At 39.1% G+C, this 15476-nt stretch carries 16 protein-coding genes; 13 read left to right on the top strand and 3 right to left on the bottom strand.

The features are described 5' to 3' along the window. The 10 genes from FCV43_RS19045 to FCV43_RS19000 form a co-directional block, all read left to right on the top strand. On the top strand, window positions 1-648 hold a 648-nt coding region (locus FCV43_RS19045; RefSeq protein ID WP_240697190.1), incomplete at its 5' end, for a nucleotidyltransferase domain-containing protein. Between the two features lie 212 nt (window positions 649-860). Further along, window positions 861-1040 carry a hypothetical protein gene (locus FCV43_RS19035; RefSeq protein ID WP_136996063.1) on the top strand — a complete coding sequence of 60 codons (180 nt, stop codon included), beginning with the start codon at window positions 861-863 and terminating at the stop codon, window positions 1038-1040. A 10-nt stretch (window positions 1041-1050) separates the two neighbouring features. Continuing rightward, on the top strand, window positions 1051-1212 hold the full coding sequence (locus FCV43_RS20450) for a hypothetical protein (RefSeq protein WP_170961697.1): 162 nt from the start codon (window positions 1051-1053) through the stop codon (window positions 1210-1212). A 633-nt stretch (window positions 1213-1845) separates the two neighbouring features. Continuing rightward, window positions 1846-2145: a hypothetical protein gene (locus FCV43_RS19030; RefSeq protein WP_136996062.1), complete on the top strand. Its 300-nt coding sequence runs from the start codon at window positions 1846-1848 to the stop codon at window positions 2143-2145. Between the two features lie 48 nt (window positions 2146-2193). Then, window positions 2194-2412: a hypothetical protein gene (locus tag FCV43_RS19025; protein ID WP_136996061.1), complete on the top strand. Its 219-nt coding sequence runs from the start codon at window positions 2194-2196 to the stop codon at window positions 2410-2412. Between the two features lie 659 nt (window positions 2413-3071). Next, window positions 3072-3581 (top strand): hypothetical protein, encoded by a 510-nt coding sequence (locus FCV43_RS19020; RefSeq protein WP_136996060.1) that lies wholly within the window; start codon window positions 3072-3074, stop codon window positions 3579-3581. Between the two features lie 146 nt (window positions 3582-3727). Next, entirely contained in the window at window positions 3728-4171 is a 444-nt protein-coding gene (locus FCV43_RS19015) for a hypothetical protein (protein WP_102569199.1), read from the top strand. A gap of 180 nt (window positions 4172-4351) precedes the next feature. Next, window positions 4352-4684: a hypothetical protein gene (locus tag FCV43_RS19010; RefSeq protein WP_133991964.1), complete on the top strand. Its 333-nt coding sequence runs from the start codon at window positions 4352-4354 to the stop codon at window positions 4682-4684. Window positions 4685-4827: 143 nt separating this feature from the next. Then, complete coding sequence (locus tag FCV43_RS19005) at window positions 4828-5355, top strand: hypothetical protein (protein WP_136996059.1); 528 nt, start codon at window positions 4828-4830, stop codon at window positions 5353-5355. 841 nt (window positions 5356-6196) lie between these two features. After that, on the top strand, window positions 6197-7369 hold the full coding sequence (locus tag FCV43_RS19000) for a hypothetical protein (RefSeq protein WP_136996058.1): 1173 nt from the start codon (window positions 6197-6199) through the stop codon (window positions 7367-7369). Window positions 7370-7848: 479 nt separating this feature from the next. On the opposite strand, the gene FCV43_RS18995 is transcribed toward FCV43_RS19000, so the two are convergent. Continuing rightward, entirely contained in the window at window positions 7849-8739 is an 891-nt protein-coding gene (locus FCV43_RS18995; protein ID WP_136996057.1) for a LysR family transcriptional regulator, read from the bottom strand. A gap of 111 nt (window positions 8740-8850) precedes the next feature. Between FCV43_RS18995 and FCV43_RS18990 the strand changes: the two genes are divergently transcribed. From FCV43_RS18990 to FCV43_RS18980, 3 genes are all read left to right on the top strand, one after another. After that, entirely contained in the window at window positions 8851-9522 is a 672-nt protein-coding gene (locus tag FCV43_RS18990) for a type 1 glutamine amidotransferase domain-containing protein (protein ID WP_136996056.1), read from the top strand. 551 nt (window positions 9523-10073) lie between these two features. Further along, entirely contained in the window at window positions 10074-11507 is a 1434-nt protein-coding gene (locus tag FCV43_RS18985; RefSeq protein ID WP_136996055.1) for an SIR2 family protein, read from the top strand. Between the two features lie 3 nt (window positions 11508-11510). Next, window positions 11511-12008 carry a TIR domain-containing protein gene (locus FCV43_RS18980; RefSeq protein WP_102488836.1) on the top strand — a complete coding sequence of 166 codons (498 nt, stop codon included), beginning with the start codon at window positions 11511-11513 and terminating at the stop codon, window positions 12006-12008. A gap of 298 nt (window positions 12009-12306) precedes the next feature. Here the strand turns inward: FCV43_RS18980 and FCV43_RS18975 are convergent, their stop codons facing one another. Beyond that, window positions 12307-13587 (bottom strand): tyrosine-type recombinase/integrase, encoded by a 1281-nt coding sequence (locus FCV43_RS18975; protein ID WP_136996054.1) that lies wholly within the window; start codon window positions 13585-13587, stop codon window positions 12307-12309. Beyond that, window positions 13584-14711: a tyrosine-type recombinase/integrase gene (locus FCV43_RS18970; protein WP_136996053.1), complete on the bottom strand. Its 1128-nt coding sequence runs from the start codon at window positions 14709-14711 to the stop codon at window positions 13584-13586. The genes FCV43_RS18975 and FCV43_RS18970 overlap by 4 nt, the downstream gene beginning before the upstream one ends. Between the last annotated feature and the right edge of the window lie 765 nt (window positions 14712-15476).

Genomic DNA, 15476 nt, shown 5'->3' with positions numbered 1-15476 from the left:
TTAATTGGGCGTTATATGCTTGGAGGGAAAATGAACAATATTCTAGAGTTAGCAGTTGAAGAACTGAAAGAAAAATATGCTCCGCATACTATCATCCTCTATGGCTCTTACGCTCGAAATGAAGCAACTGAAACAAGTGATATAGATATCGCCTGTTTCTGGGATCGTCCAGAAGAACATAAGGATGCCAGCTTGTTTCATGGCATATTCCTTGACGTGTGGGTTTATCCCACAGCGTTTTTCGACTCTATTCCAGACGCGTCGTTAAGGTTCGAAGACGGGAAAGCAATTCATGATACACGTGGTTTGGGCAAGAACTACATTGCCAGAGTTAAGCAAAAGCTTGCTGAAGGTAAGGAGCCAATGTCTGATGAAAATAAGGCGCATATTCAAGAATGGGTTACTAAAATGCTTGAACGAGCAAATGATGGTAACTTAGACGGAAACTATCGTCGAACTTGGCTTCAATACGAATTATTGGAGTTATACTTTGAGGTTCGTGGGTTGTGGTTTTTGGGCTCCAAGAAGAGTTTTAATTATTTGCGAGAGCAGGATAAATCCGTTTACAGTCTTTTTGAGCAAGTTTACCAAGAGCCATTAAACCTTAATTTATTGCGCAAATTAGCCAAACAAGTAGTACGCATATAACAAGCAATTTAAGAGGGATTCACAACGCTTGGCACTTTTGCTTCTACTTCAGTTTTAGTGTTTATGGCACAATGCTTTGGGTTTGGGTGGAGGCGTTGTTCACCCCTTAATTGGGCGTTATGTGCTTTTATGAGAACACCGTTTTGTCTAAGCCTTCACATATGCTTTCAGACGTATAAAGTATGATGTTTCTTTTGGTAAGGAGATGTCTAATGAAAGCTACGCAAATGAAAAATGTAGAAGAGAAAAATGTACAAGGCTTTTCTCACTCTCGATTGTTTAAAGAATATCACTTAGGTTCAGCAACTGGTGACTACGTCTGTGACGATTGTGGTAAATCAGGTTCTGGTCGTAACTGGCCTGAACATTCTAAAAAGAAAGAAGAACAGTAGGGGAAAATTTATGAAAAGAGCAGGTGCAGTTTGTCCAGAATGTGGTTCTACGACCAGCCCCTCAAAAGAAAAAATCATGGGTCAAGATACACAGGATTTGATCTGTAAAGATTGCAATTACACAGGTTGGTGGACAGAGTTTCATCCAGATAGTGAAGACACAGAAGACTAAACAGCGCTAGTTGTGAGTACGCACATAACAAAGCGTTTAAGAGTGATTCCTCACGCTTGGCAGTTTCGCTTCGCTCAAGCATAGCCAAGCGTGCATCACACCTTAACGCGGCGTGGTGTGTGGCGGTAAACTGAAAGCGCAGGGGCACTAAATAAATTCTTTTTCTTTGGTTCGTATTTTCGCTAAGAGATTGAATTATAGATGGAAAAACCCCCTATTAAAAGGGGGTGGGGGTGTATATTTGACCACACTACTTTTGAATTACCGCCCGATCTTCCACTTACCAGGGGCACTTTTTTACCAAAAATACACGCTAGAAAATCACCCAAGTACAATTATATCCCCCCTCTATTTAGCCACATTGAGTAAGGGGCTTAGGTTGCAAAATTAAAACAATTTCCCCAAAGATGTTTATGCCCCTTTATGTGCTAGGTCTTTTACTCATTATCATAATACTGTTCGTTGTAAATTCCCGTGATGTATAAGGGGCGACTATTTACAAAACTACACTCCATGTTGAATATGACTTCAAATTATAATTACATGTTGCAAACTTGTGCATCAAGGTGCACTCTTTCTATGCTCCTGATTTAATGGGACTTATGTTAATTTATTGTATTTTTGAGGTGACATATGGCAACAACAGATTTTGAATCGTGGTTAAGCAATGCCGAACCTGAAGGGCATGAAGAAGTATATTCTCTTTATCGTGCAGTATCGGATATTGATGAGATGGGTATGTTTACTTGTTCAGAGAACAATGGACGTTTTTTTCTGAAAGCTTCTCATGTTGAAGAGATATTATTACTCGCATCTGAAAAAGCTCGCAAAGCATTTATTGCAACTATTAACTCCAGCTTTGGAATTAGTGATTTTGGTGGAGATATTGAAGGGTGGTACGCCTATCATCGAGCTATGTCAAAAGATGACTAAGTATCAAAATCATACACAATAAAAACAATTAATAGGAAAATTGCACTAATGAAACTTAACAATGAAAATGGCTTAATGGCATTGGCTAATCTTTTAATTAACAAGCACGAGGCGGAGACACTTCCAATCGATCATGGTACACAATATGTATCTAGGTCTGGTTTGGTTTGTAATATTTACAACACCAAAACAATTTTAATTCAAAATGAAAAGGCCGACTCTAATTTGGCTAATGATATCCGAAGCTTGGTTGATATGTGGAATTAAATACGTAAACAGAACTGGAAAGGCAGTGGCATGATCACATTTGTTCGCTTAGTGCGTATTAAAAACCAAGCCTTCCAGCTAGCGTAAGTACAGTGCTTACGCTAGTTACCACAACTTACTCTACAATACCTATATCTATGATCTACACCATCAATACTGGACACCAAGTTAAGCGACTTTCCATACCTGTAGTTATCCATGATTTGCTAAATTAGCAATCTCACTGACTCATTTATGTCCAAAGGTGTGCTGGCAAGGGTAACACAGAAATGCCCCATTGTGAGCCAGAGAGGGATTGAACTCAGTTTCAAACCCTGCAACTTGCCTTACTTTTCCTCATGCCTAGAGATCCAACAATGTAGCTAAATTTTCTAATCCACAACAGACTGATCTTCAATCACAATTACGCACGAATATGTTATTCAACTATTTCTAGGCTATTGAATAGTAGAGAACTAAAGAGAAGTTCTTGATTGATAACGTGCCTTGAATCGGAAGTAATGTGTGCTTACACGCTTTCAACTAGAAATTAGATCCAAACTGATTCATATGTGTATTTTTCAGTTGGTTAGGTAAGGTTCTTGAGATATGCTGAATACATCAATTCGTGCTGGCACGTTATTAAAATGTTAAACCAAAAGTGAAAAATGGTCACATTGATGAAATATTATGTTTTGGCTTCTTTAGCTGAAGATATCAACTCAGGTTGGTGTTGGATCAAAGGTTCTGACGTTTCAAATAGAAGCCTTATCCAAATTAAAAATAATACTAACGGTAAATCTGTTGTATGCGAGGCATTGTCTGTAGACGGTAACTTTACAAAAAAGTATACAAATAATAATTCGTCTTCAACAAATGAAAAGTTATTGGATACACAGAATGTTATTTTGATGAATGCATGGTATCGAGAAAAGCTTGGAATAAATCAGACCCAAATTAAATATGATATTCAAGTTAGCTTTGTCACTAAATGGTGCGTAGGTAAACGAATCAAAGCATGTACTATGCATCCTCAGGTAGCCGTAAGGTTGAGTACTTGGTTGGGGTTGATTGGTATATTTGTTGGTGCAGTTAGTCTAATTCCGAGTCAACCACATAAGTTAATGGCTGCCACTGCGATTGGTTTTTTTGTTGGAAAGTTAAATTTAACGTGCGCTTGGAGTAAGTAATTTAGCAAAGTATTTATGACGGATTCTCAACGTTTGGCTATTTCAGTTTAGGTTAGCTTCAGTGCTAAATGTGGCAAGGTTTAGGCTTGGGTCGTCGCGTTGTTCACCACTTAATGCTGTGTTAAATGTTTTTGTGGGAATAAAAGATGAAAATAGTAAAATTGATTTTTTTTAGTTTTTTAATACTGACTTATATGATTCCGTTGCAAGCAAAAGAACGCTTATCATTTGATGAATGGAAAGAAAATAAAAACTTATATCAAACTAAAGCTGTTGGTGCTTGGAACTGCGAACAATTATCAAATAAACAAAATCAACTCGTGATTAATTTACAGGAAAAGCAAGCTGTTGTGTTTTTTTCTAATAAAAGAATAACGTATAAAAATGAAGATATTTCACATCAGAAAGGTTCTTTTTCCGCAAAAAAAACGAAAGTAATTGGGTTTGATAAGGTAGACGGTAAAATTGTTAAAACAAAAATGAGCTTTGATTATATTGATTTTGATTATTCATTGCATATTCTAAGCTATCAAATGCTTGAAAATAGTTCTGATAATAAATTTTTAAACTTTAAATGTATACGTAGATAAACATTTAACAAAGCAATCAACACGATTTTCTTCATTCGGCATTCTAGATTTCGTTGAGTTTACCGTGTTAAGTGACAAATTTGAGCTTAATCTGCATGGTAGCAGGCGTTAGGTTTCAAATGAAAATTAGGAGTATTACTTGTTGGATTGGCTAGCAAAAATATGAGCGAGATCGGGGTAATGTTTACAGTACTTGCTCTTGTGTTGTCATTGATAGTTTTGGCTTTTAGTTCATATCGATATGTTTCAATAAAGCGTAAAGATCAAATGCAACTAGAGTTTGACCATTATCATAAGTTAATCGCTCAACTTGTAGGTTCAGAAAAAAACACGGCGCCAATGAAACTAGACTCACAGGTCGCAATAGTGTTTGAGTTGCAACTACCAAGGTTTAAGCGTTACCGACCTGTGACAGTTCGTATTTTAAAGGGGCTAAGTAAAGAGTGGAAGTCAAAAACTCATCAGCGCTTATTGACTGAAATCGAATTAACTATCAAAGCGATAAAAAAATGAAACCTAACGAGGCGCTAGCTATATAAAATCTATTGCACTTTCTGTTAAATCAGAGTAATTTCGATTTTGGAAATACCGGCTCGAAAGGTTGGTTGTTAAGTGATTGAATTCACGTCTTTTATCGAAATTAAAGGAATAGCCTTATGAACATACCTATTCAATATTCATCTCTCTTTTCTACTATCTACGATGAACAGCAGGCAGTTGGTAACTTAGGTCGTGGAACTCATTATTCTATTTTAAGAGCAACTACTTCAGTTGACGAACTAACAAGGCCAACCCGAGAAGTGAAAATCCACGATTTTGCATTAGTTTGGGATGAAGACCACGATACTAGAATTATTGAAGTGATTGAAAAGCTCTGTATACAAAACGCTCTTTCGCCAGTCCGTTTTATTGGAGAGCGAAAAGGTGGTGTTACTATTTTGGTCGATAAATCTTTATATGCAGATAAAGAGAACCTTCGAGTATTTACCATAATTGCTAGGTCTATTTGCGACACATTTCGTGATTCTTGGGCTTGCGAAATTGGTTACTTCGACGCTGAGAATGCTGCGGTTACTAACCAAGCAGGTATGCTAATTAATGCTGCTGCCACAAAGGTTGATACATACCTTGAAAACATAAATAACCTATGGGATTTAGGTATCAAACCTTATACGTTCAGCTAAGCAAATATATAGCTAACAAGCATTTAAGGTTTCAAGATACTTTTTCTAATCTTGTGTAAACGATTTAGATCTATAGTTCTAAATCGTTTTTGCCCCATTATGTGCTAGAGCTAATACTCATTTACAGTCTGTTAATATTGATTTGCCCTACTAGAAGTTATCCGAATGGAGGGAATATACGAATGGATTAGATATCATTATCAACTAAATGTTGTAATTTCTTAGGCTTGCTCTTGGTGAGCATAGCAGCTCAGTTCGTGATACCTTGATTTAGTTTCATCAAGTTACGCAACAAAGCTATATCGATTAACTAAACACTAAGTTTTTTGGATAGTTTATACTCAAAACATAGTTTTTTTACATCTTATGTCACTGTTTTTAAAAACTTTAATTGTATGATCAGGGCGGCAGCATAAGATTGTATCGCTGAACATTTTCGATATAAAAAAATTGAAAATATACTAAATGTGAGCCTACTGCCTGGCTTAATTTTTGGTTTGAGAGTCAACCAACCCAGTTACCTCATCAACCCGATGCGGATAACTCACGATATTCATTCCATCTCAACATATGATATAGAAAAACTTTCCGACCTTGCGACTTTCAATTCAAGAAAAATTGGTTTTGGAAAGGCGATTCGGGCCTGTTTTAATTTACCGATAAGAGATAAGTTCATGATTGGGCAGTTCACTACAAAACCGCAACTTACAATCAGTCATCGTACTTTTTGGTTCAGTTAAAGGAAAAGCTTACAAATTTGAAGTTCCGGATTAATTCAGCAGGGTATGAAACGTTTCACGCTCGTGTGCTAGAAAATAACGATAGGAGTATAAAAATTCTCATGGGAAAAATCACAATTTTATTGTTGCTGTCCACTGTACTACTAGGATGTGCATCAAATTCTGGCAGTGCTACTAAAGAAGACTTTAAAGACATAGAAAAAATAACACTTGCAGAAACAACTTTATCTCTGGAAGAGAAAAATGAGCTGTTTACGATAATTTTCGAAGCGGTTCATGATTCATCTCCATTTGTGGCAAGCCCTCATCCAAAGCGTCCTCGAGAGCGTTCATCCCATAATTCGGGGAGCAGCATTGTTTACCGAGGGGGGACAAACTTGGACTATGAATATGATTTTACTATCAACGAGGCTAATCAGGTCGTCCGTGAAATCATGAGTAGAGAATGGCACGGCAAGCAAGAGAGGGTCAGGGACTGCTTATTATGCTTGGATAATGGTTTTAATGAATATGTAGATGAGGTCCTGGCAGCGTCAGTGAAAGTTTATAACGAAGCCCTTATCCAGCCTAATTCATTAGTTCAACAAAAAAAAATCATGGAGGCAGAGTTAGCGTCTGCACTTGAGCGTACAAATATCAATGTACATGCTTCATCAGCTTATCCGGCACAGCTAAATGAGAAAATCAAGAGCGGGCTTCGACTGACAATGGTTCCTGGTGAGTTCAAATACTCAAAACGCGCAGGACTTGAGCTTGTTGACCCTTATATTAAGGTGACCATGCAATTGCCACGTAGCTACCAACGAGTTCAAAACATTAAGTATAATTACTCACCTTCTCGCCTAGCTGTTGGAGACGAATATCAAGTTGATGTTCAAGTTCAGTCAGGCGTGTACGACATGTTACCGCTTGTGTATAAAGCAAAAGATAAAAATATTCATGCAGTAATTGATGATGGTACTCTTAAAGTAACAAATAAAACTGACAACTTTATTAATATAGAGTCTTTTACTATCTATTGGGGTGAACATGCTGATACGATCAAGAACTTGGAGTTGTCTATTCCTCCCCAATCTGTAAGTTCAAAAGGGCTCAGCAAGCAATTTGATATTTACAAAAATTATTATAATTATAATTCAGACAGGTACGTTGATGTTGAAAGCTTAGGCTCTCGTTTCGATTTCGGTGTAGCGATCTCATACTTCAATATTGACACAAATAAGCGGAATACTTTATTTCAAAAAAGAGCTTATTCACGTTCAGATCTTGATTAGTAAGTATAACCATGAAGGTTAATAGCCCACGTTTACCTTTATCTAAGGAAATGTGTAGGTGTTCCTCTAGAGGATAAGATATTAGAACCAGTATCGCTAAATAGCATAAACGTATCATGAGAAAGGCGTCACGATGACGCCTTTTTTAATCCCCCCCCTCAACCTGCCCTAAAATCCGCTCAAAGTCCTCTCTTGTCACGATCTTCTCGCCAATCTCGGCAAGCACGACATTCAACGTAGTCACCGATTGAGAGAGGGAGGGATGAGTGAAGAGGTACGCGAAATAAAGTAATCTGCTCCGACAATACTGGACAACTCACTAAGTCATTTTTCAATACGAAAAGTTATCTGTGTGAAGCTAAATTAGTACATGACTAAACGCGGAAATATCCAAAACCTACTTAGGCCCCAATACAAAACTTCACTATCAGTACCAAGAAGAGCTATTTCACCATCAATACGAGAGTAATAGCTAAAGACTACTTATGAAGCAAAGCCCAATCAGAGAAATGATTTACCAAGTAGTCAATTGCCAAGCGAGCACGTATTGGAAGAAAACGTTGATTTTTATACACGATCCAACTGCTACTTCCTTTGCCCCAAAAGTCTTGTAATATTGGAATAAGCGAACCTGACTCTAGCCCTTTCGCTAGGCTGCTTTTCGGCATATACGCAATTCCTAGCCCTCTCTCACACGCGGAGACCACCGCGTTAGAGTTATTGCTTTTCCAGCGACCATGGACACGCATGTTAATGGTGCTGCCATCGTTTTCAAAAACCCAGTGATCATTATTGGCAATAATACAGCTATGTTGTTTTAGTTGGCTAGGGTGAATGGGTTCACCAAAACGAGTTAGATACTCCTGACTCGCGACCGCGGCCATCGGACGATCAACAAGCTTTCTGGCAACTAAGCCTGAATCTTTTAAGGCACCATAACGAATAGAGAAATCAATACCATCTTCAATGAAATTAACCATGCGAGAATTAAAATCCATTTCGATGGTGAGCTCTAGGTACAACTTAGCAAACTCCATTAGAACAGGGGCGACATGCTCTTCTGCAAATGCACCTGCAGCGCTTACACGCAAAGTGCCACTTAACGTAACTTGCTGTGAGTTTAAGCCTTCATTAGCTTGCTGTAGCCCTGTTACCAGTTCTCGGCATTGTTGGTAATATAATTGACCAGCTTCGGTTAAATTAACTAACCGAGTTGAACGAGCGAGTAAGACGGTTCCGAGCCTTTCTTCTAACCGAGACACTTGTCGGCTAACATGGCTGGTGCTGCAACCGAGCTGCTTTGCTGCCGCTGAAAAACCATGACTTTCAGCCACCGCAACGAATTCAATAATCCCATCAAAATTGTTCATTCTACTTATCTTTGCTATATAGCAATAATATTTTGCCAATTGTCGGTATTATCAATCAAACGGTTTTGAATTAATATCTTTTTCGAACTCAAAGTATTCAAGGAAGCAATCATGAAAAAGATCCTAATTCCAGTAACGAACCATGCAACTCTAGGCGAAACAGACCAAGCTAACGGTACTTACTCACCTGAGATCACTCACGTTATTCACGAGCTAACTGCTGCTGGCTTTGAGTACGATATCGCATCAATTGAAGGTGGAAAAGCGCCACTCTATGGTACTGATGTCGAAGCCGATCAGATAAACAGCGCTGTATTTTCGGATGATGATTTCCAGAATCGAATCAATAACAGCATTCCAGTATCGCAAGTCAAAATTGATGACTATGACGCTGTTTTCTACCCTGGTGGTTTTGGGTTGTTGTCTGACCTTGCAACGAATGCGAGTTTTGCTCAACTGGCAGCGAAACATTACGAGAGTGGTGGCATTATCGCTGCAGTATGTCATGGCCCTGCAGCATTACTTCCAATTACATTGAGTAATGGAGACAGCCTACTTGCTTCTAAATCGGTAACGGGTTTCACGCGTGAAGAAGAGATCGATTTCGGTACGATTGATAACATCCCATTCCTGCTTGAAGAGTCGCTTTCTCGTAAAGCGATTCGCTTTAGTAAAGTGCAGCCTTGGCATGAGCTAGTGATCGTTGATGACAGGGTGATTACGGGCCAAAACCCTACTAGTGCTCATGGTGTTGGTAAAGCGTTAGTAACCTTGCTGTCATAAACATATTATCGATACGGTTTTAAAAAAAATCTGATTTCAAATAGCTCATTATAGATTGAGCTATTTTTTTAGAAGGATATGATGATGCGACATGGGGAGTGGGGTGTTTAGCACTAATGAACCTTAGCAAGGAATTTCGATACTTTCACTAATCTGATATCGATAAGTCCCTAACTCAGAAATGTCCAGAGTCTTCATAGACCTGAAGTTTTACTCGTGGCACTTTTCTCTCAAAGTGCCTGCTAACTCAGGTCTGCCTCATTTCGTGCTGACGAAAGAAAACTAAATAACTCTTAACTTGAGAGCCTTCCGTTAGATTTTCTAATACAGAATGAGAAGTGCGTAGAAGTACTCCATCTTGTCGTATTTTCTCGCTGTTAGTTTTGATTACCTTTGTGATATCTTATTCAAACAAGTGCTTATTCCGTAGTTTGGCGTTTGTCAAATATCCTAAAATGGCGTGTTTAATTCCCCCTGTTTTGGGATCTAAGCAATAGTTAGAGTTAGGTGCCCGTGTTGCCCAGTTAATGTCGAGATAATAGGATATTTTGATGACTAGAGAACAAGAATTGTTTATCCAACGCTTTTTGAGCGAGCTGGAGGAAGACAATGTAGCGATATTTGCCGGAGCTGGAATGTCCTCATCTGCTGGATATGTGAATTGGAAAGAACTTTTGCGCCCTCTTGCAGATGAATTGAGCTTAGACATTGATGAAGAGCAGGATTTAGTTGGAGTGGCTCAATTCTATTTGAATGAAAATGGCCGAAATAGAATCAGCCAACAGTTGATAGATGAGATAGCAACAGCAAAGCAACCTACCGAAAATCATGAAATACTATCTAGATTACCAATTAAAACATATTGGACAACTAACTATGACAAATTGATTGAAAAGTCTTTAGAAAATATTGGAAAGATTGTTGATGTAAAATATACAAACAATCATTTGGCAACAACAAAAAGGAAAAGAGACTCTATTGTATATAAAATGCATGGTGATATAGATAACCCTGACACTGCCGTTTTAACAAAAGACGACTATGAAAAATATCCCTTAAGGATGAAGCCTTACATAACCGCTTTATCTGGTGACTTAGTTTCTAAAACATTCCTGTTTATAGGTTTTAGCTTCACCGATCCAAACCTAGATTACATTATGAGTCGCGTGAAAGCGTACTTTGAAGAACATCAAAGACAACACTATTGTATTTTTAAACAGTGCAACGAAAATGATTTTGAAAATGTTCAACTATACGAAAATGCCAAAATAAAGCAGGCTCTTTTAATAAAAGACCTTTCCCGGTTTCAGATAAAAACAATACTTGTTGAAAAATATTCAGATATTACTGAAATGCTAGGCAGGGTAGAGCGAGCTTATAGGCGTAGAACTATTTTTTTGTCAGGCAGCGCGCATGAGTTCTCACCCTTTGAACAAAAGGATGTTGAAGCTTTTCTTTGTCGTTTGGGTAAGGTACTAATCGAACGAAACTGCAGAATATCTTCGGGGATTGGTCTAGGTATTGGTAACGCTTTTATAACTGGTGCCATACAGAGTGTTTATGAGGATCATAATGGGTATGTTAATGAATATTTAACAATGAGGCCATTCCCGCAGTATATCGAAGATAAGCAGTTGAGAGACGACACTTGGAAGAAGTATCGATATGAAGTTATCGGATCTGCAGGTATAGCTATATTTTTCATGGGAAATAAAATTGAAAATTCCGATGTAGTGATGGCCGATGGTGTTAGGAAAGAATTTGAAATAGCTCGTGAACTAGGTTTGGCATTGATTCCGATTGGTTGTAGTGGGTATATGGCTAAAGAACTATGGAAAGAGGTGATGGAAAACGTATCGCAATACTATGATGAATCCAATACCGACTTGATTGAAGCAATAAATGATTTAGGTGTCGATGTTGATAAGCCTGAGCAATTGATTTCAAAAATTGTCAATGTAATTGACTTAATGTCAAAGGAGTAAAGAATGGCTAGATGTGTATTTTATAGTTTTCACTATGTTCCAGATGTAACGAGAGTTTCTCAAGTAAGGAATATTGGTGCTTTGGAGTCGAATAAACCTGCTTCAGATAATGATTGGGAAACCGTAAAAAGCGGTAAGGATACAGCAATCAAGAAATGGATTGCGGACCAAATGAAGGGACGCACTTGCACCGTTGTATTAGTTGGCGAAGAAACTGCGAATAGAAAGTGGATCAACCATGAAATCGTTGAGTCATGGAACAAAGGTATGGGCGTGGTCGGCATTTACATTCATGGATTAAAAAATATGAATGGTAATATAGCGAACAAAGGGAAAAATCCTTTCGATTTTATTAACTATGGTGATTCTGGAAAAAAACTATCCAGTATAGTGAAATGTTACAATCCTCAAGGTACAAATAGTAAAGATAGATATGCTTGGATTGCAGAACATCTTGAAAATGCAGTTGAAGAAGCTATTCAAATTAGAAAAAAAAGTTAAATACACCTGATAAATAAGAATAAGTGTCGCACAGCCGACACTTTATTTTGGTGTTGAACGCCCCCGTCCTTCATTAAATAAATTGCTCGGATGCGAATAAGTAAGAAGGCCGCATGCCACTAGGCAGTAACACAAACCTTCATTAGACACTTACAATCCATTCTTTGTAAAAACTCAGCTTATGTTAAGCATGTAGTTTAAGCCACTAACTCTAACAAACTTCTGTCCAAAAATCATTTTCAACACATAAGCCACCTAACACCAACTAGGTGGCTTATAGTGTTTGCTCGCTCATAATTTACCAAGATAAAAAATCGAGTTCATTTCTAATGTCCCTCATCTGCTCGTCGGTCACTATGTTTGATGCTTTCGGTTTTGGTTTGGTTTTACGATCTCTGGATTTACGCTTCTTAACCGCAGAATGACTTCCTCTTTCAACGGTTATGATTTCAGTGATTACTTCTCCTACTCTCTCTGCGGATTCAGAGACTTGCGCATCATCTACATGTGTATAACGAAGCGTGGATGAAATGCGTGCGTGACCTAACAACTTCGACACCATCGGAATAGGATACCCTTCTAATACCGCATAACTGGCAAAAGTATGACGCAAGTCGTGAATACGGACATCTTCGATATTCGCTAAGGCTCTCACTTGTTGCCATATCATCCCTACCTTAGTTGTCCGGCTCACAAAACGGCGCAAAGGAGCAAACACATCATCGTGGGGCTCACTATGTTTCGACCACGTTTGCTGTGGGATATCTAAAAGAAGTTGTTGCGCTTCTTTACCAACATACACCACCTTCGCTCCCGTCTTACTGTCTGGCAAGTACCACTCATTGCCTTTAACAAAAGACCATTTCAATCCTGTTACCTCCGAAATACGACAACCAGTAAGCAATATCAAGTTTAATACCTGACAACAACACGCTTCCATGTCTCCTTGTTGGCTGACTACCATTAACGCCTTATGGAATCGCGCCAACTCATCCAAACTCAAAAAACGATTGAGCTTCTTTTTTCGATTTTGCTTGATGCCATCACAAGGGTTATTCATGCAGTAGCCCTGCTTAACCGCATATTTGAAGATAGAACGAAGCACATCGAGATTACGATTTGCAGCCCCTGCGTAAGTCTGACTGAGTTCATCAAACCAACGGTGTACACGACACGAATCAATACGGCTTACTGGATAACGACCAAACTCTGGTAACAAATGTCTTCTTAAGGCGCTCAACGCTCCCAATTGCGAACTCGGTTTCCATTCCTTTAAGACCTTATCCGTCCATTCTTCTTTCACTAACGCATCAAAACGGATTAACCGTATCGGTTTTGTCTCTTTTTCTAAAAAAGAATTCTGCAAAGCTTGTACGTGCTCTCTGGCTTGCTTTAAGGTGAATTGCCCCACTGCCGCTAACGTCTTGTTGGGAATCGGTAAATAAGTCACATAAAAACGGCGACCATCCGCATACACCCGAACCCCTAATGCTGGACTATTGGTATCCCACACTGTATACGTTCGAGCTTTGGCGTTAAGTGATTGAACCACCTTCGATGAGAGTAACAGTGATTTCATGAGTGCATCCCCTTTACGAGCACACTCGACACATGAGTGGCCGCCTGACACACGTCTTCACGCCCTAAATGCGCATACTTCAAGGTGGTTTCCGCTTCCGCATGCCCTAAAAGGCGACTCAATACGACTAAATTCACCTTCGACTGAATAGCAAGGCTCGCGTAGGTATGACGTAAATCATGCAAGCGTACCCCTTCCAATCCTGCCAACTGGCGAGCTTGCCTCCAGAATTCAGCCAACTGATTTCTAGATATGGGTTGAGTGTTGCAAGGAGCAGGAAACAGGTAATCACTCTCTGATTGCCATGCATCAAGGTAAGCCCTGACTTGTGAGCAAAGGTACACTGTTTTCGCCCCCGTTTTACTGTCTAACAAATGCCAGTGACGACCTCGGTACTCTTTCCATTGTAAGGTTCTCACTTCCGACGAGCGACAACCTGTATATATCAAAAGCCGTATTATCATGACCTTGGTCGGGTTATCCCCCTCTAACGTGTCTAAGATACGCCATAATTGGCGTAATTCGTCTTTATCAAGGTAGCGCTCGACTTCTCCTGCTTTATAACGTTTGAAACCACGGCAAGGATTGGTATTTTTAGGACGATAACCCCACGTCTCACATTGCTGCATCATAACCGACAGCAAGACTAACGCTTGATTGGCTGAACCTTTCACATGGCTTAGCTGAGCAAACCACCGCTCAACCTCGTTTCGGTCAATGGATTTCACCTCCTTTTCTCCAAGGTAAGGAGCGATATGAAGACGAAAAGCACTTTCGTTTTTTTTCAAAGTACGAGGCTTCCAGTGACGTGGGTAACGCTTAAAAAACTCTTGGCCGAATGCCTGCACCATTATTGTGGGTAATGTTTCTATTGTCGGACTGCGAACTTGATGAACAAGCTGCAAGGCTTCGCGTCTTGCTTGGCGCAGTGAGCACTCTAACGCACAGCCTATCTTAGAATTCTTTCTCAATCCGTCACTCTGAAAACGAACAAAAAAAACTCGCCTTCCTGATGGATAAACTCGTAAATACAGTGTAGACACCTTGCTATCATAGTATTCTTGTGTAATCGACGTCGGCTTTACACGCTCGATAAATCGCTGAGTAAGCGGCATTTTTTTCATTTTTAGCTCCTGTTTACAGGGGCATTTTTGAACAAAAAAACGTTATCAAAAATGCCACAACATGAAAAAAGCGAAAAACTTAACACCTTAACTATCAGTCACTTAAAACAGACAACCATTTAAATCGAACTTCGATTTAGGGTTAGGTGTGGTCTGGTGAAATGGTCTTTCCCAAGAGTTTCTACTGGTTTTGATGCTGTTAGTTGGCTCAATGAATCGTGGTTTTTGAATCTGAAATTATGAATGTTAAAAGGCGTATTTTTACAGTTTTGAGTGCAAGTTCAGCTTCTATTAGCTGCGAGTCAATCGTCAAAATAACCTTCAGTGGGTGAATTTCGCGGACATGCTACAGCGTGGTATTTTTGCTTTGAAATCGTTCTAATTTGAATTTATCGGTTTTTCATTCATAGGCAGCAGTAAAAGAGAAAAGGGCGTCCCTTCTCATTCAGAGCGTAAAGCTACTCTAAGCGTCTTTTTTGTTGGTAAAATCAGGTGTTAAATTAATCACCTAACAAACAATTCAAGCTGACAGCCAACGCGTGGCATTTTCAGTTCCAAATGGTTTGGGTGTAATCGGTGCGTTGCTTTGGGTTCAGGTTTGCGTTGGTCTGCAACTTAATTGGGCGTTATATTGCATAAGATTCAAAGGGTTAAATTATCCGTTTATCTTTGTTCTGCGTTCGAGCTACACACCTGTTCGTTTCGTGAAAGTTGCCATCAAAATGACCATCGCACGTAGAAAGTGTGTCGGTTAATTAGCTGCAA

The sequence above is a fragment of the Vibrio genomosp. F6 genome, assembly GCF_005146325.1.
In the GTDB taxonomy this organism is placed as follows: domain Bacteria; phylum Pseudomonadota; class Gammaproteobacteria; order Enterobacterales; family Vibrionaceae; genus Vibrio; species Vibrio cortegadensis.
This window is presented reverse-complemented; position numbering and strand designations above follow the sequence as displayed.